Here is a 16382-nt window from a genome sequence, read left to right as displayed (position 1 = left end):
AGAATCAATGCTCTGCCCGGATTTATCGCTGCGGAAGATAACGCAGCGGGTTTACGGATTTCCCCTTGTAACGAATTTCAAAATGCAATCTTACTGAACTGGTTCCGGTGCTACCCATAGTCGCTATTTTTTGTCCCGCCTGCACTTCTTGTTGTTCCCGGACCAGCATTGTATCGTTATGTGCATAGGCGCTCAGGTAATCATCATTGTGTTTGATGATGATTAGATTACCGTAACCGCGAAGAGCATTACCGGCATAAACAACACGCCCCGAGGCAGTTGCTACGACAGCTTGTCCACGCGAACCAGCGATATCGATCCCCTTATTTCCCCCTTCAGCAGCAGAGAAATTATCGATAATTTTCCCGTCAGTCGGCCATTTCCATGTGGAAACCGGACCGCCATTATTCGTTGAAGTGGCGACGGGAGTGCTGGCTACAGCAACAGGTGTTGTGGTGGTGACTGCACCTGATGAAGGCAACATCTTACCTACATTCTGTTTACCAGAAGATTCAGAATACGTGGTAGTTGGTTGAGATGCAACCACAGAACCTGTGAGCATTCCCCCAGTTGGAACTTTCGGAACACCGGCATTTGTGGCGTCTGTGACGGCCGTCGTACTGCTCGTACTGGCGACAGAAGAGACGTTATTTATCTGGACTGTCTGGCCGACTTCAAGGCTGTATGGCGCAGGGATATTATTGCGCGCAGCAAGGTCACGGAAGTCATTACCGGTGATCCACGCGATGTAGAATAAGGTGTCTCCGCGCTTCACCTGATAGGTGCTGCCGCTGTAACTTCCTTTTGGAATTGAGTTATAGCTGCGGTTGTACACAATGTGTCCGCCAGACCCGACGGCAGGTGCCATTGGCGGAGGGGAATTCAGAGTATTCTGACTGCTGCTGCCGCTGTTTCCGCCGCCATTAACGCTGCTGATCGGTGCGGATGTGTTTGAATTGTTCGTACATCCCGCCATCCAGGCACTGATAAACGTACACACTGCAATGCGGCTTAGTGTTTTTATTGGGCTTCCCGTGCTCATATTTTCCCCCTTTACGGCAATCTCAGAATATCTCTTTATCCGCGCACACCGCGCCAACTGGCGCTTTTCGTGTCATCTGACACTGTGCGCGCAGGCAACATGCCCGTTCGGGTTTTCTCCCGGAACCGACTGTGCCATAAAAAACTGTAGTGGATGCTATCAACATCGCCAGTACAGCACCATATAACAGTTGTATTTAAATTTTAAGGGGTTAGTCCTGCAAGGCTTCGCGCGCGTCTGGATTCAGGCCAGTTCGCCTTTCACCAGCGGCACAAAACGAACAGCTTCGACGGTCTCCGCAACGAATTCATCACCACGGCGGGTGACGCGCTGGAGAGTCTGGTTTTCTTCGCCAACGGGCAGCACCATTACGCCACCCTCGTCGAGCTGTTGCAGTAAATCTTGAGGTATTTCAGGGGGCGCGGCAGTAACAATGATGGCGTCAAACGGGCCGCGTGAAGGCCAGCCCTGCCAGCCATCGCCGTGGCGCGTGGAGACGTTATGCAAATCGAGTTGTTTGAGACGCCTTTTGGCCTGCCACTGCAACCCTTTAATACGCTCAACCGAGAATACATGTTCAACCAGATGCGCCAGAATGGCGGTCTGATAGCCGGACCCGGTGCCAATTTCCAGCACGCGGGATGTGGGTTTCAGGCGCAGTAATTCCGTCATTCTCGCCACGGTATAAGGCTGAGAAATGGTCTGACCTGAACCAATCGGCAACGCAGTATTTTCGTAAGCTTTATGCTGAAACGCCTCATCGACAAAGCGCTCACGCGGTACGGATTCGATGGCATGCAGCAGTTTTTCATCATGAATGCCCTGCTGACGAAGCTGCTCCAGCAGGTTATACATCGGCTTATTCACCATTCGCGCTCACCCCGGCCTTTTCTAACCATGAGACCACGACATCCTGAGCCGCATAGGCGGTCAAATCCACCTGCAATGGCGTCACGGAAACATAACCTTGCGCGACCGCCGCAAAATCGGTGTCAGGAGCGACGTCAAACTTATCGCCCGGCGGGCCAATCCAGTACAAATCTTGCCCGCGTGGATCCTGCTGACAAAATACCTGCTCGGCAGGATGACGGCTACCGCAACGCGTCACCCTGAACCCTTTAATCTCAGAAAGTGGCAGGTCCGGAACGTTAATATTCAGAATTTTGCCAGTACGAAGCGGTTCCCGTGCCAGCGCCCTGAGAAGCCGGCAGGTGATAATCGCTGCCGTGTCATAATGCTGATGACCGTCGAGTGAAACCGCCAGCGCAGGAAAGCCCAGATGACGCCCTTCCATGGCCGCCGCGACGGTACCGGAATAAATCACATCGTCGCCCAGATTCGGGCCTGCATTGATACCGGAAACGACGATATCCGGCTTCGGGCGCATCAGCGAATTGACGCCGAGGTACACGCAATCGGTGGGCGTACCGTTGATGACCGCGGTATCGCCGTTTGGATAGGACTGAATACGTAACGGACCGTCCAGCGTCAGCGCGTTTGACGCGCCGCTGCGGTTACGGTCAGGGGCGACCAGCTTTACCTCCGCAAATTCACGTAGCGCGCAGGCCAGTGCCTGAATGCCGGGAGCCAGTATGCCGTCGTCGTTACTCAGTAATATCCGCATTCATTTCATCCAGATGCATCAGTTCGCGCACGACGCTGGTGGCATAACTGCCCGCCGGTAGCCAGAATTTAAGTTCCAGAGTGACGTCATCCAGGCGCTGCCATTTCATTTGCAACGGCTGGAGCATAATGGCGCGGCGCGCAGGTTCTACACGCTCGCGTTTGAGCAGTGAAAGTAAATCCTCCTGCCCGACCAGACAAGCCTGCTCAAAGGCTTCCGCTTCTTCTAACGTGCCTAACGGTCCGTCACCTGGCAACGGCGCAGTCACCAGCAGTTCGCCGTTTTCCACACGCGGTTGCAGCGATTCAAACTCTTCCGCTTTCGCCACGAACCAGCTGCCGCGGCCACTGAGTTGCAATGCATCACCCAGTATTGCCTGACGGACGGTGCCTTCTGCCAGACGCTGGCTGGCGACAATGTTAAACATCGCACTGCGGCTGGCGGATAAATAGAAACTGCGTTTGGCGCGCTCTTTCGGGCGGGCTTCATTGGTTGCCCAGCGTTTCGCCTGCACCAGATTATTACCGCCGCGGCCAAAACGCTGGGTGCCGAAGTAGTTCGGTACGCCCTGCTCAACAATTTTCGCCAGACGTTCTTCGACATTCTCGATGTCGCTTATCTGACGCAGAACCAGTGTAAATTCATTGCCTTTCAAGGTCCCGATGCGCATTTTTTTGCGATGGCGCGAAGCGCGGATCACTTCGCAGCCTTCGGGATTGAACTGGCTCAAATCAGGATCTGCCTTGCCGGGCAGATGCAGGCAAAACCACTGTTCCGTTACCGCGTGCCGGTCTTTAAGCCCGGCGTAGCTGACGTCTCGCGGATGCACTTTGGCAAAACGCGCCAGCTGCTCGGCAACAAACTGAGTATTGCAGCCATTTTTGCGGATCCGCACTAACAGATGTTCACCTTCGCCATCCGGTTCAAACCCCAAATCCTCTTCGACGATAAAGTCTTCCGGATTGGCTTTCAGCAGGCCGGTGGCGGTGGGTTCACCCAGCAACCAGGTGAGACGGGACATATCTATCATGCGGTAATCTTCCACAACATCATTCCTTAATCAGCAGTGCAACGGCTTCGCAGGCGATACCTTCGCCGCGACCGGTGAAGCCCAGCTGTTCGGTTGTGGTCGCTTTCACGTTGACGTCATCCATATGGCACTGCAAATCTTCGGCCAGAAATACGCGCATTTGCGGGATGTGTGGTGCCATTTTCGGTGCCTGAGCGATGATCGTGATATCAAGGTTGCCCAGCTTGTAGCCTTTTGCACGAATGCGGCGATACGCTTCGCGCAGCAGTTCACGGCTGTCCGCGCCTTTGTATGCCGGGTCAGTGTCAGGGAAAAGCTTGCCGATATCACCGAGTGCCGCTGCACCCAGCAGTGCGTCAGTCGCGGCATGCAGCGCAACGTCGCCGTCGGAATGCGCCAGTAACCCCTGCGGATAAGGAATACGCACACCACCGATCACCAGCGGGCCTTCGCCGCCAAACTTATGTACATCAAAACCGTGACCGATACGCATTATGCGTTCTCCTCCTGATACAAGCGGGTTAAGTAGAATTCAGCCAGCGCCAGATCTTCTGGTCTGGTGACTTTAATATTATCGGCCCGCGCCGGGATCAGCATGGGATGAAAACCGCAATATTCCATTGCGGAAGCTTCATCGGTGACCACAGCGCCTTCATTCAGTGCGCGGCGCAGGCAGGTTTTCAATAATTCGAGAGGGAAGAATTGCGGCGTCAGCGCATGCCAGAGTTCCTGACGATCCACCGTATGGGCTATCGCATGCGCGCCGGGCTCACCGCGTTTCATGGTGTCGCGAACCGGCGCAGCAAGGATCCCGCCAATTTTGCTGGTCGCAGAAATCGCCAGAAGGTTCGTCAGATCATCGGGATGCAAACAAGGACGCGCCGCGTCATGCACCAGCACCCAGCCATGATCGCCTGCAACCTCAAGGCCTGCCATCACAGATTCGGCGCGTTCACACCCGCCGATCACCCGTTGGATCCGCGGATCACTGGCGACGGGCAACTGCTGAAACTGTGTGTCATGCGGGCTGAGCGCCACAATAACTTTGGTGACGTGGCTGCTGCGCAACAAAGCGCGGATCGCGTGTTCTATCAGCGTCTTGCCGCCGATAGTCAGATATTGCTTGGGACATTCGGCCTGCATACGGCTGCCGATTCCGGCAGCCGGTAACACGGCAATGACCTCTGGAAGGGAAACTGCAGTATGGCTCATGGCTATTGATTCGAGTTGCTTTGCGATACGGTGCTGCCCGGCGCACGTTTGTTGTCAGGCACCAGACGATAGAAAGTTTCACCGGGCTTGATCATGCTCAGTTCGTTGCGTGCACGTTCTTCGATCGCTTCCTGACCGCCGTTTAAATCGTCGATTTCTGCGAAAAGTTGATCATTACGTGACTTCAGTTTGCCGTTATTAACTTGTTGCACCTGAACGTCATCGTTTACACGAACGTAATCGTGAATACCATTCTTGCCCAGCCACAGCGAATACTGTAACCAGCCAAGTAAAATCAGTAAAAGCAGTGTTAGTTTGCCCATCCCCGCCCCCTAAAAAAGCCGGACAATCATCCCACAACTTTCCCTCTGACTCCACTGTGGCAGGGTAAATGCCTGCGAGAATCAGACTTACGCACTCAATTATGGGTGAGAATGACACAATGGGTTACATCGTGAAGGAGAATTGCAGGGAAAACCGCCTGAAAAACGCAGGGCCGTCGCACGACATCCCCGAAGAAAAGGAACCGGAAAAGGGTCACCCTGACTCACCAGCCCGATAAAAATGAGAAGACCGTCCAGAACATGCTGATGACGCAGATTCCGCTGGTGACGGATGTCTTAAACCAGTTGCCGCGAAAGAACATGCTGAGCGCAATGCCAATCAGAACGGACACTGGCATCAGCGCCAGAAAGAATGGCCAGGTGTAGAGCAGGAAAAACAGGGTGTTGGATCCGTAGACCAGAAAAGGGATCGCTAAAGCCAGCCAGTAAAAGACGAAACCAATGAATCCGCCCTGCATAGAGTAGGACGGCTCTTCGTTGTCTGAACTGTCTGTGACCTGCGCCAGCCGCTGATAACGGGTGTTCTCGACCCGGATCCGGCTGACAAGTCTGCTGAGTAAAGCCTGCATAGATGATCCCTGTATTTTCAGTAAACCGGCACGCTCTGTGGCGTTTGGCCGGCAAACATTCAGGGATTGATAATAGCGCGCCGACGCATCACATCTAATAATTGGGGAACCAAATGTGTTACCAATTGTTCACCATTGAGATGCACATCCGGTACTTCCGGCGGCTGATACTCAGAGTCAATTCCGGTGAAATTCTTCAGTTCACCCGCACGCGCTTTCTTGTATAAACCTTTCGGGTCACGCGCCTCGCAAATCGCCAGCGGCGTATCGACGAACACTTCGATGAACTGCCCTTCTTCGAGCAAATTACGCACCATGTCCCGCTCTGCGCGATGAGGGGAAATGAAGGCAGTCAGCACAACTTGCCCGGCATCCACCATCAGTTTTGCCACTTCACCGACGCGGCGGATGTTCTCGCGACGGTCGTCGTCCGTAAACCCTAAATCACGGCAAAGTCCGTGGCGGACGTTGTCGCCATCAAGCAGATACGTGCTGATGCCCTGCGCATAAAGCGCCTGTTCGAGCGCGCCCGCCACCGTGGATTTCCCCGAGCCCGAAAGCCCGGTGAACCACAGAACTGCGCCGCGATGACCATGCTGTTTTTCGCGATCCGCGCGCGTCACCGCGTGCGGATGCCAGACAACATTGTCGTCTTTTAAGAAAGAGCCGTCCTGTAACGCCATCTTATTTGCCACCCAGCAAATCGCGCGCGCCCCAGTGCGGGAAGTGGCGGCGAACCAGGCTGTTCAGTTCCAGCTCGAACGCGCTGTATTTATCCGCTTCCTGATAAACCTGTTCCAGCGCTTCACGAACCAGCCCTGCGCCCACGGTCACGTTTGTCAGGCGATCGATAAAGATCATCCCGCCGGTTACCGCGTTGTTTTGGTAATTATCCAGCACCAGCGGTTCGTCGAAGGTCAGTTCGACCAGGCCGATACCGTTGAGCGGCAGGTTTTCCACCACGCGCTGAGTCAGTGAGTTGATCTCGACCTGATACTCAATGTTTTCCACGCGCGCACGGGCTTTCTTGCCGCCGACTTTGATGTCATAACTTTGGCCGACGCTCAGCGGTTGCTCAGCCATCCACACCACGTCAACTTTCGCATGCTGCACCGGTTTAACGGTTTCATCGGCATCTACCAGCGTATCGCCACGGCTGATATCACGTTCATCGGCCAGCACCAGCGTAATCGCTTCGCCTGCCCAGGCTTCCTGCAAATCACCGTCAAAGGTCACAATGCGTGCCACGGTAGATTCCACACCAGACGGCAGAACTTTCACTTTCTGGCCGACGCGGACGGAACCGGACGCCAGCGTACCGGCATAACCGCGGAAATCGAGGTTTGGACGGTTCACATACTGCACCGGGAAACGCATCGGCTGCTGTTCACGGATGTTGATAATGTTGACCGTTTCAAGCACGTCGAGCAGCGTGGGTCCGGTATACCAGCCCATTTTTTCACTTGGCGTCGCCACGTTGTCGCCTTCCAGCGCGGAAAGCGGAACGAATTTGATGTCCAGATCGGTCGGCAGTTGCTGAGCGAAATCCAGATAATCCTGTTTAAATTGCTCGTACACAGACTCGCTGAAATCCACCAGATCCATCTTGTTCACTGCCACAACCAGATGGCGGATCCCAAGCAGAGTGGCGATAAAGCTGTGACGACGGGTTTGATCCAGTACGCCTTTACGGGCGTCAATCAGCAGGATCGCCAGATCGCAGGTCGATGCACCGGTCGCCATATTGCGGGTGTACTGTTCGTGTCCCGGCGTGTCCGCGATGATGAACTTACGCTTTTCAGTGGAGAAATAGCGGTAAGCCACATCGATGGTAATACCCTGTTCGCGTTCCGCCTGCAGGCCATCAACCAGCAAAGCCAGATCCAGTTTTTCGCCCTGCGTGCCGTGGCGCTTGCTGTCATTGTGCAGCGAGGACAGCTGGTCTTCGTAAATCTGGCGGGTGTCGTGAAGCAGACGCCCGATCAGCGTACTTTTGCCGTCATCGACGCTGCCACAGGTCAGGAAGCGCAGCAGGCTTTTGTGTTGCTGAGCGTGCAGGTAAGCTTCGACGCCGCCCTGCTCCGCGATTTGTTGTGCAATTGCGTTATTCATTTGCTGCGGCTCCTCAGAAGTACCCTTGACGCTTTTTCAGTTCCATCGAACCGGCCTGATCGCGGTCGATCGCCCGTCCCTGACGCTCACTGGTGGTGGAGACCAGCATCTCTTCAATGATTTCCGGCAGCGTTTGCGCTTCGGATTCCACAGCACCCGTTAGCGGCCAACAGCCCAGCGTGCGGAAGCGAACCATTTTCTTCTCGATCACTTCGCCCGGCTGGAGATCAATACGATCGTCATCCACCATCAGCAGCATACCGTCGCGCTCAAGAACCGGACGCGGCGCGGCCAGATAGAGCGGAACAATTTCAATATTTTCCAGATAGATGTACTGCCAGATATCCAGCTCCGTCCAGTTGGAGAGCGGGAACACGCGGATGCTTTCGCCTTTGTTAACCTGGCCGTTGTAGTTGTGCCACAGCTCCGGACGCTGGTTTTTCGGATCCCAGCGGTGGAAGCGATCGCGGAACGAGTAAATACGTTCTTTAGCACGGGATTTTTCTTCGTCGCGACGCGCACCGCCGAAAGCCGCATCAAAACCGTATTTGTTCAGCGCCTGCTTCAGCCCTTCGGTTTTCATGATGTCAGTATGTTTGGCACTGCCGTGGACGAACGGGCTGATGCCCATCGCTACGCCTTCCGGGTTTTTATGCACCAGCAGTTCGAAACCGTAGTTTTTTGCCGTGCGGTCACGGAATTCGTACATTTCGCGGAATTTCCAGCCGGTGTCCACATGCAACAGCGGGAACGGCAGCGTGCCAGGGAAGAAGGCTTTGCGGGCCAGATGCAGCATCACCGAGGAATCTTTCCCGATGGAATACATCATCACCGGGTTGGCGAATTCAGCAGCCACTTCACGGATTATATGGATACTCTCCGCCTCCAGTTGCCGCAAATGAGTCAGTCGTTTTTCGTCCATAACAGATCCTTTAAGCCAAATTCACAACCGACGGACGTTGAGTTCCGTCAGTCTCAGGATGATGCCCAAACCACGCCAGTTGCTGATGAAGTGCCACCACTTCACCAATCACCAGCAGCGCCGGTGCCGGCGCCTGTTGAGCCAGATGTTCAAGATTATCGAGCGTTCCGGTCAGCACCTGCTGATCGGCACGCGTTCCCCGTCCGATGACCGCGACAGGTGTCGTTGCTGCACGTCCGTGAGCGATCAGCTGCTGGCTGATTTCAGCCGCTTTCAGCGTACCCATGTAAATCGCCAGCGTTTGTTTTCCTTTGGCGAGCGTTTCCCACTGCACGCCATTGTCGTCAGAGCGGCAATGCCCCGTCACAAACATCACGCTCTGCGCGTAATCACGGTGCGTCAGCGGGATGCCGGCATAGGCCGTGGCCCCTGCGGCGGCAGTGACACCCGGAACGACCTGGAAAGGAATTCCGGCCGCTTTCACCGCCTGTAATTCTTCACCGCCACGCCCAAATATGAACGGGTCGCCGCCTTTCAGACGCACGACTTTTTTCCCCTGCAGCGCCAGTTCGACCAGCAGACGGTTGGTTTCTTCCTGCGATACGGAATGGCCACCGGCCCTTTTCCCAACGCAAATCTTATCAGCGTCACGGCGGACTAAATCCAGCACGTCGTCGCTGACCAGATAGTCATACAACACCACATCAGCCTGCTGCATGACCTGCAAGCCGCGTAAGGTCAGCAATCCTGCATCACCCGGCCCTGCGCCGACCAGCGTGACATTGCCGTTTTGCGCGATGCCTTCCGCACTTTCTAACTGTTCCTGCAACGCTTGCTCCGCCTGTGCGAGTTTCCCCGCAGAAGCCAGGCTGGCGAAGCGCCCGGAAAACGCCTGTTCCCAGAAGCGGCGGCGTGCACGCATGGAACTGAACTGGGTTTTTACCCTTTCACGCCAGCGCCCGGCGATATCCGCCATTTGCCCCAGACTGGTCGGCAGCAACGTTTCGAGTTTCTCACGCAACATTCTGGCCAGCACCGGCGCTTTGCCGCTGGAAGAAATCGCCACCACAATCGGCGAGCGGTCGACTATCGAAGGAAAGATAAAAGAACACTTGGGTTGATCGTCGACGACGTTCGCCATAACGAAGCGCTGATTAGCCTGCTCAAAGACCTCTGCGTTCAGTGCGGCGTCATCGGTCGCTGCAATCACCAGAAACACATCATCGAGCTGCTCTGGCAGAAATGCCTGCGCCAGCCAGCTGACTTCGCGGGCGTGTTCACGTTGTTCCAGCTCGGGAGAAAGTGCCTGTGCAACTATCCGAACTTGTGCACCCGCCCGCAGGAGAAGATCTATTTTGCGTGCGGCGACTTCGCCGCCACCAACAACCAGTACAGGGCGTTGTTTGAGGTCGGCAAATATTGGTAGATAGTCCACAAAAGCCTTTATTGATTGTCAGGATTAATCGTCAAACTATACGTGCAGGCAATAATTGATCTGAAATGACGAAAAGGAATGAATAGTTACTAAATGGAATATAGCCCGCCATCAGGGGCGAAGATTTTTTATAATCCTCCCAGCCTGAATATTTTTCATGACATCTCCCGCCCTTTCCTGACGACAAAAAGAGCGGTTTGAGATAACGGGAAATTGTCTAATGGCGCGTACAATCGCATACTATATCGCCTGCAAATATATCGCCCACAAAGACCGCCACACGCGGCCTGTCAGGTGTAGTGCCCTTTCCGGTCATGTTGACCCGCAAACAAGGATTTTTGGCTATGTTTTCTTTTTTACGCATGAAGCGGACGCTGCTCGCCATCGGGCTGAGCGGCATCTTAATGGGTCATGCGGTGGCTGCCTCGTCGCCACTTCCGGCGATGGGTGAGATCGCCAGTCAGCAAATTCGCCATATCGCGACTTATTTCCCCGGCCGCATGGCAGGCAGCCCTGCCGAACTTATCGCCGCGGATTACCTGAATCAGCAGTTCAGTAAATTAGGCTATCAGACCGACCTGCGCGGATTCGATACGCGCTATCTGTACACCAGCAACGACGGCAAAAAGAACTGGCAGAATATTCATGCCACGTCCGTTATTGCTGCGCGCACCGGTGACGTTCCGCAGCAAATTATTGTGATGGCGCACTTTGATACTTATGTGCCGCAAAGCGACAGCGACACCAACCATAATCTCGGCGGCCTGACCTTACAGGGCGTGGACGATAACGCGTCAGGCGTTGGCGTGATGCTGGAACTGGCCGAACGCATGCAGGCCATTCCCACGCATTATAGCCTGCGCTTCGTGGCGCTGAGTGCCGAGGAAACCGGTGCGAAAGGGGCGGAAGATTTCGTGAAGCGCATGAGCGCCGAAGAGAAGAAAAACACGCTGCTGGTGATCAATCTGAATTCACTGATTACCGGCGACCGGCTGTATTTCAACAGCGGCGTAAATACGTCGGCGGCGGTGGCAAAACTGACCCGTGTCCGCGCCATCAAAATTGCACACAGTCTGGGGATCCCGGCGGAAAGCCACGACAACACGCATTGCTGCGACGGCATTGGCGCACTGGATGAAGCACGATTACCGCTTCTCAACGTAACGGCCACGAATTATGCATTAGGCAAGAAAGATGGCGTACAGCAACGCGCCGTCAGCAGCCACTTCCCGCTGGGCACAACACGCTATCAGAGCCAGTTCGATAACCTGCAATATCTTGATGCCGCGCTGCCGGGCCGCATTGAAAAACGTTCACGGGATACCGTGAAAGTATTGTTCCCGCTGCTCAGGGATCTGGCGAAACCGGCGAAACACGCGTGATTTAAATCGCAGTCGTTGAGGCGCTAATAACAGGAATCCCCTAAATAATTCGGGTTGCAGGAAGGCGGCAAGTAAACGCATCCCCGGGAGCATAGATAACTATGTGACCGGGGTAAGTGCACGCAGCCAACGCATCTGCAACCAGAAGTATGACGGGGATTTTATTCGTGCAGGCCGCACTCTCTTTTAAGCCCGAAAAAGCGCGTGTCTTCTTCTTTCATTCCTTCTTCCCACTTCTTCGTGGTGTGGGTATCGCCGACGGAAAGATAGCCCTGATCCCACAGCGGATGGTAGCTGAGGCCATGTTCTTTCAGGTACTGGAAGACCTGACGGTTATCCCAGTCAATGATCGGCAGGATTTTAAACACGCCGCGCTGAACCGCCAGCACCGGCAGATGCGCACGGCTGCCGGACTGCTCGCGCCGCAGACCGGCGAACCAGGTCTGCACGCCGAGCGTCTGAATCGCACGATTCATCGGCTCAACTTTATTGATGTGGTTGTACTTCTCAATGCCTTCGACGCCCTGCTCCCACAGTTTGCCGTAACGCGCTTCCTGCCAGGCAGGCGATTGCTCCGCGCGGAAGATCTGCAGGTTCAGGCCGAGCTGTTCGGTTAACGAATCAATGAACTGATAGGTTTCCGGGAACAGATAACCGGTATCCGTGAGGATCACCGGAATGTCCGGTTTTTGCTGCGTCACCAGATGCAGGCTCACCGCCGCCTGAATACCAAAACTGGAGGACAACGCAAATTCACCGGGCATATTCTCCAGCGCCCACTGCACACGCTCCTGCGCAGACAGCTTTTCAAGGCTGACGTTAATTTCCGCCAGCGCCATGGCCTGTCCGGACTTCGGCATGTCGTTCAGTTCGGCCAGAGTCAGATTCAATGAACTCATGGTGCCTCCTGTCAGTCGTAACGGTTAATCGTAGAAATCACGGGCCGGATCAAGCACCGGTCTGATGATCCCCGCGCGGATCACGAAATCACCAAAGCCTTCACCGGTTTCGCGCTCTTTTGCCCAGCGCCCTACCAGTTCGTCGATGATCGTCAGGATCTCTGCGTCTGAAATATTTTCGCGGTACATCCGCGGAATGCGCGTCCCGGCAAGGTTGCCGCCAAGATGCAGGTTGTAACGGTTCATTGCTTTGCCGACTAAACCGATTTCCGCCAGCAGCGCGCGGCCACAGCCGTTCGGGCAGCCGGTCACGCGCAGAACGATGTGTTCATCGCCCACGCCATGACCGTGCATGATGCCTTCCACCTTGGTCACAAACTCTGGCAGGAAACGTTCGGCTTCGGCCATCGCCAGCGGACACGTCGGGTAAGACACGCAGGCCATTGAGTTTTTACGCTGCTCGGTCACGCCGTCGTCGATCAGGCCGTGATTGCGTGCCAGCGTTTCGATCGCGTCTTTATCTTTTTCGGAAACACCGGCGACGATCAGGTTCTGGTTAGCAGTTAGCCTGAAATCGCCTTTGTGGATCTTAGCAATTTCTGCCAGACCGGTTTTCAGCGGCTTGCCCGGATAATCCAGGATACGACCATTTTCGATGAACAAGGTCAGGTGCCACTGCTTGTCGATGCCTTTCACCCAGCCGATACGATCGCCGCGACCGGTGAATTCGTAAGGGCGGATTTCAGCGAACTGAATCCCCGCACGCTTTTCCACTTCGGCCTTGAATACCGGCACGCCAACGCGTTCCAGCGTGTATTTCGTTTTGGCATTTTTACGGTTGGTGCGGTTACCCCAGTCGCGTTGCGTGGTCACCACGGCTTCGGCCACGGCCAGCGTATTCTCCAGCGGGATGAAACCCAGTTCGCTGGCGGTACGGGCGTAAGTCGCTTTATCGCCGTGTGCGATAGAAAGACCGCCGCCGACCAGTACGTTAAAACCGATCAGTTTGCCGTTATCCGCAATCGCCACGAAGTTCAGATCGTTCGCATGAAGATCGACATCATTTTGCGGCGGGATCACCACGGTGGTTTTGAATTTACGTGGCAGGTAAGTCGCGCCAAGAATCGGCTCTTCGTCGGTGGTTTCAACTTTTTCCTGATCCAGCCAGACTTCGGCGTAAGCACGGGTGCGCGGCAGCAGATGTTCGGAGAGCTTTTTCGCCCACTCGTAGGCTTCGCGGTGCAGCTCAGATTCCACCGGGTTCGACGTACACAGCACGTTACGGTTAACGTCGTTGGCGGTCGCCAGCGCATCCAGACCGAGTTTATTCAGCAACTGATGCACCGGTTTTACGTTCGGTTTCAGAATACCGTGGAACTGGAATGTCTGACGGTTAGTAATACGGATGCTGCCGTAGAGCGTGCTGTCTTCGGCAAATTTGTCGATGCCCAGCCATTGCGCAGGCGTCATCACCCCGCCCGGCAGACGGCAACGCAGCATCATGGCGTGACGCGGCTCCAGCTTTTGCTCGGCGCGTTCAGCACGAATATCGCGGTCGTCCTGCTGGTACATGCCGTGGAAACGGATCAACAGGAAATTGTCACCGTTGAAGCCACCGGTCAGGCCGTCTTTTAAATCATCCGTAATGGTTCCGCGCAGGAAATGACTTTCCTTTTTCAGGCGTTCGGCGTCGGCCAGAGGCGCATCGACAATCAGCGGACCGGGGCCGGAATTGAGTTCACTCCACAACTTTTTGCTCATTATTTTTTCACTCATAACTTTATGCCCAAAATCATTCGATTTGCAGGTAGGCGGCAAATGAAGGAATCCCGATGAGCTGACTCAAGTCAGTGATTCGGGTGACTGAAAGAAGCCAACACCCCTGCAATTTGAAGGATGCAGGGCATTAGTAGACGTCGCGCTGATAGCGGCGATCCAGACGTAACTCGCTGAGATATTCGTCGGCGGTTTCCAGATCCATCACGCCATACTCGGCAATGATCTCCAGCAGCGCCTGCTCAACGTCTTTCGCCATCCGGTTGGCGTCGCCGCAAACATAGACATGCGCGCCTTCCTGCAACCATTGCCAGACTTCAGCACCGCTCTCGCGCAGCTTGTCCTGTACGTAAACTTTTTCTGCCTGGTCGCGTGACCACGCCAGGCTGATGTTCGTCAGCAGTCCGTCTTTCACGTAGCGCTGCCATTCCACCTGATAAAGGAAATCGTCGGTAAAGTGCGGATTGCCGAAGAACAACCAATTTTTGCCGCTGGCCCCGTCGTTATCACGCTGCTGGATGAACGCGCGGAACGGCGCAATCCCGGTGCCCGGCCCGATCATAATGACCGGCGTTTCAGGATTAGCCGGCAGACGGAAGTTGTCGTTGTGCTCGATAAAGACTTTCACTTCGCCGTCTTCTTCCAGACGGTCGGCCAGATACCCTGACGCACCACCGGAACGCGCGCGGCCATCAATGTCATAGCGCACAACGCCGACGGTGATATGCACTTCAGTTTCGGTTTCCGCCTGCGACGAGGCGATCGAATACAGGCGCGGCGTCAGCGGACGCAGTAAATCCACCAGTTGCTGCGCGTCGAGTTCGGTCGGTGCACGTCGCACCATGTCAACGAACGGCACGGTTTGCGCGTATTGTTGAAGCGCAGGTTTGTCGGCCAGCAATCCGTTCAGATGTTCGTCGCGGCAAAGCGCGGCGTATTTCTCAATGATTGGCGTGGTGTTTTGCGTCAGCTCGATATGATGCTGAAGGGTTTCAGAGAGCGGCAGTGATTTGCCATTGATGTCGACCGTCTCATCGCCTTTCAGCCACAGCAGTTCCACGACTTCCTGCACCAGCTGCGGATCGTTTTCAAACCAGATGCCCAGCGCATCGCCCGGCTGGTAACGCAGGCCGGAATCACCAAGATCGATTTCCAGATGACGCACATCTTTGTCCGAATCGCGGCCGGTGATTTTCTGGTTCACCGCCAGCGTCGCCGTCAGCGGCGCTTCTTTGGTATACGGGCTGCTGTCGAGCTGATTCACGCTGCCCGCCAGCGTCGGCGCAGCTTGCGCGGAAGTGTCAGCTGGCACGCGCTGTTTCAGCACTTCAACAATGCGCTTACGCCATCCGGCGGCCGTCTCTTTATATTCAACGTCCGCATCCACGCGGTCTAACAGACGCTCTGCGCCCAGTTCGCCCAGACGCGTATCGAAATCTTTACCGGCCTGGCAGAAGAATTCATAAGAGGTATCGCCAAGCGCGAACACCGCAAAGGCCGTGTCCGTGAATTTCGGGGCTTTTTTCGATTGCAGGAATTTATGCAACGCGACGGCTTCTTCCGCCTGTTCGCCTTCGCCCTGCGTCGACGCCACAATCAGCAGCAGTTTTTCCTGCGCGATTTGCTTGAATTTGTAATCACCCGCATTGACCAGGTTCACATTCAGTTTTGCGGCAATCAGGTCATCGCGTAGCTGTTCAGCCACGCGGCGCGCGTTGCCGGTTTGCGAGGCAGAAATCAGGGTAATCGACGCGGCTGCCTGCACCGGTGCAGGCGCGGCGACAGCGCCCGGTTGCTGGTTAACCATTCCCCAAAAATAACCGGAAAGCCAGGCCATCTGAGTCGGTGAATAATCACTCGTTGCCGATTGAAGTCGTGCCAGTTGCTCGGGGGTCAGCGGGAGCAGTGAAATTGGAGGAGCCTGAGTCGTCATCGCAGTACGAATTCCCTTATGCATAAGCCAGTCATCAATCCGGCCTTCAGCGGCTTTCAGGGGATACCTTCGCGCGGAAAAGACCTTCAGAAAGTGTAAGGT

General features: G+C 55.1%; 16 protein-coding genes. 1 reads left to right on the top strand and 15 read right to left on the bottom strand.

The features are described 5' to 3' along the window. Positions 1 to 22: 22 nt before the first annotated feature. The 12 genes from nlpD to cysG all read right to left on the bottom strand — a co-directional run bounded on the left by nlpD (position 23) and on the right by cysG (position 10290). Positions 23 to 1042 carry a murein hydrolase activator NlpD gene (gene nlpD / locus BV494_RS20295; protein ID WP_104924457.1) on the bottom strand — a complete coding sequence of 340 codons (1020 nt, stop codon included), beginning with the start codon at positions 1040 to 1042 and terminating at the stop codon, positions 23 to 25. A gap of 243 nt (positions 1043 to 1285) precedes the next feature. Continuing rightward, complete coding sequence (locus tag BV494_RS20290) at positions 1286 to 1912, bottom strand: protein-L-isoaspartate(D-aspartate) O-methyltransferase (protein WP_104924456.1); 627 nt, start codon at positions 1910 to 1912, stop codon at positions 1286 to 1288. Continuing rightward, complete coding sequence (gene surE, locus BV494_RS20285; RefSeq protein WP_104924455.1) at positions 1902 to 2666, bottom strand: 5'/3'-nucleotidase SurE; 765 nt, start codon at positions 2664 to 2666, stop codon at positions 1902 to 1904. Before surE ends, BV494_RS20290 begins: the two co-directional genes overlap by 11 nt. Next, positions 2647 to 3693 (bottom strand): tRNA pseudouridine(13) synthase TruD, encoded by a 1047-nt coding sequence (gene truD / locus BV494_RS20280; RefSeq protein ID WP_192938183.1) that lies wholly within the window; start codon positions 3691 to 3693, stop codon positions 2647 to 2649. The genes surE and truD overlap by 20 nt, the downstream gene beginning before the upstream one ends. A 22-nt stretch (positions 3694 to 3715) precedes the next feature. Further along, complete coding sequence (ispF, locus tag BV494_RS20275; RefSeq protein WP_101078465.1) at positions 3716 to 4189, bottom strand: 2-C-methyl-D-erythritol 2,4-cyclodiphosphate synthase; 474 nt, start codon at positions 4187 to 4189, stop codon at positions 3716 to 3718. After that, a complete protein-coding gene (gene ispD, locus BV494_RS20270; RefSeq protein WP_104924454.1) occupies positions 4189 to 4908 on the bottom strand; it encodes a 2-C-methyl-D-erythritol 4-phosphate cytidylyltransferase in 720 nt (239 codons plus the stop codon). The genes ispF and ispD overlap by 1 nt, the downstream gene beginning before the upstream one ends. 2 nt (positions 4909 to 4910) lie before the next feature. Next, positions 4911 to 5231, bottom strand: coding sequence for a cell division protein FtsB (gene ftsB / locus BV494_RS20265; protein WP_104924453.1), 321 nt, complete (start codon positions 5229 to 5231; stop codon positions 4911 to 4913). Positions 5232 to 5455: 224 nt separating this feature from the next. Further along, positions 5456 to 5821 (bottom strand): DUF3561 family protein, encoded by a 366-nt coding sequence (locus tag BV494_RS20260; RefSeq protein WP_104924452.1) that lies wholly within the window; start codon positions 5819 to 5821, stop codon positions 5456 to 5458. A 59-nt stretch (positions 5822 to 5880) separates the two neighbouring features. Beyond that, complete coding sequence (cysC, locus tag BV494_RS20255; protein ID WP_104924451.1) at positions 5881 to 6504, bottom strand: adenylyl-sulfate kinase; 624 nt, start codon at positions 6502 to 6504, stop codon at positions 5881 to 5883. 1 nt (position 6505) lies between these two features. Next, a complete protein-coding gene (gene cysN / locus BV494_RS20250; protein ID WP_104924450.1) occupies positions 6506 to 7933 on the bottom strand; it encodes a sulfate adenylyltransferase subunit CysN in 1428 nt (475 codons plus the stop codon). Between the two features lie 13 nt (positions 7934 to 7946). Beyond that, positions 7947 to 8855, bottom strand: coding sequence for a sulfate adenylyltransferase subunit CysD (gene cysD, locus BV494_RS20245; protein WP_104924449.1), 909 nt, complete (start codon positions 8853 to 8855; stop codon positions 7947 to 7949). A gap of 10 nt (positions 8856 to 8865) precedes the next feature. Then, positions 8866 to 10290, bottom strand: coding sequence for a siroheme synthase CysG (gene cysG, locus BV494_RS20240; RefSeq protein WP_104924448.1), 1425 nt, complete (start codon positions 10288 to 10290; stop codon positions 8866 to 8868). A gap of 344 nt (positions 10291 to 10634) precedes the next feature. Here cysG and BV494_RS20235 point away from each other — a divergent pair, with 344 nt between their 5' ends. After that, on the top strand, positions 10635 to 11672 hold the full coding sequence (locus BV494_RS20235; protein WP_104924447.1) for an aminopeptidase: 1038 nt from the start codon (positions 10635 to 10637) through the stop codon (positions 11670 to 11672). A gap of 161 nt (positions 11673 to 11833) precedes the next feature. Here the strand turns inward: BV494_RS20235 and BV494_RS20230 are convergent, their stop codons facing one another. From BV494_RS20230 to cysJ, 3 genes are all read right to left on the bottom strand, one after another. Continuing rightward, the gene (locus BV494_RS20230; RefSeq protein WP_104924446.1) at positions 11834 to 12571 is read right to left on the bottom strand and encodes a phosphoadenylyl-sulfate reductase; all 738 of its coding nucleotides are present in this window, start codon (positions 12569 to 12571) and stop codon (positions 11834 to 11836) included. Between the two features lie 24 nt (positions 12572 to 12595). After that, positions 12596 to 14332 (bottom strand): assimilatory sulfite reductase (NADPH) hemoprotein subunit, encoded by a 1737-nt coding sequence (cysI, locus tag BV494_RS20225; RefSeq protein WP_439958368.1) that lies wholly within the window; start codon positions 14330 to 14332, stop codon positions 12596 to 12598. A gap of 145 nt (positions 14333 to 14477) precedes the next feature. After that, positions 14478 to 16280: an NADPH-dependent assimilatory sulfite reductase flavoprotein subunit gene (gene cysJ / locus BV494_RS20220; RefSeq protein ID WP_104924444.1), complete on the bottom strand. Its 1803-nt coding sequence runs from the start codon at positions 16278 to 16280 to the stop codon at positions 14478 to 14480. Between the last annotated feature and the right edge of the window lie 102 nt (positions 16281 to 16382).

Source organism: Rahnella sikkimica (assembly GCF_002951615.1).
GTDB lineage: Bacteria > Pseudomonadota > Gammaproteobacteria > Enterobacterales > Enterobacteriaceae > Rahnella > Rahnella sikkimica.
The sequence above is the reverse complement of the archived record's forward strand: the minus strand, read 5'-3'. Positions and strand labels throughout refer to the sequence as shown.

What these genes read in the sequence shown, in the direction of transcription:
- nlpD (WP_104924457.1), bottom strand. Translation starts at nt 1,042, where the DNA reads ATGAGCACGGGAAGCCCAATAAAAACACTAAGCCGCATTGCAGTGTGT.
- BV494_RS20290 (WP_104924456.1), bottom strand. Translation starts at nt 1,912, where the DNA reads ATGGTGAATAAGCCGATGTATAACCTGCTGGAGCAGCTTCGTCAGCAG.
- surE (WP_104924455.1), bottom strand. Translation starts at nt 2,666, where the DNA reads ATGCGGATATTACTGAGTAACGACGACGGCATACTGGCTCCCGGCATT.
- ispF (WP_101078465.1), bottom strand. Translation starts at nt 4,189, where the DNA reads ATGCGTATCGGTCACGGTTTTGATGTACATAAGTTTGGCGGCGAAGGC.
- ispD (WP_104924454.1), bottom strand. Translation starts at nt 4,908, where the DNA reads ATGAGCCATACTGCAGTTTCCCTTCCAGAGGTCATTGCCGTGTTACCG.
- ftsB (WP_104924453.1), bottom strand. Translation starts at nt 5,231, where the DNA reads ATGGGCAAACTAACACTGCTTTTACTGATTTTACTTGGCTGGTTACAG.
- BV494_RS20260 (WP_104924452.1), bottom strand. Translation starts at nt 5,821, where the DNA reads ATGCAGGCTTTACTCAGCAGACTTGTCAGCCGGATCCGGGTCGAGAAC.
- cysC (WP_104924451.1), bottom strand. Translation starts at nt 6,504, where the DNA reads ATGGCGTTACAGGACGGCTCTTTCTTAAAAGACGACAATGTTGTCTGG.
- cysN (WP_104924450.1), bottom strand. Translation starts at nt 7,933, where the DNA reads ATGAATAACGCAATTGCACAACAAATCGCGGAGCAGGGCGGCGTCGAA.
- cysD (WP_104924449.1), bottom strand. Translation starts at nt 8,855, where the DNA reads ATGGACGAAAAACGACTGACTCATTTGCGGCAACTGGAGGCGGAGAGT.
- BV494_RS20235 (WP_104924447.1), top strand. Translation starts at nt 10,635, where the DNA reads ATGTTTTCTTTTTTACGCATGAAGCGGACGCTGCTCGCCATCGGGCTG.
- BV494_RS20230 (WP_104924446.1), bottom strand. Translation starts at nt 12,571, where the DNA reads ATGAGTTCATTGAATCTGACTCTGGCCGAACTGAACGACATGCCGAAG.
- cysI (WP_439958368.1), bottom strand. Translation starts at nt 14,332, where the DNA reads ATGAGCAAAAAGTTGTGGAGTGAACTCAATTCCGGCCCCGGTCCGCTG.
- cysJ (WP_104924444.1), bottom strand. Translation starts at nt 16,280, where the DNA reads ATGACGACTCAGGCTCCTCCAATTTCACTGCTCCCGCTGACCCCCGAG.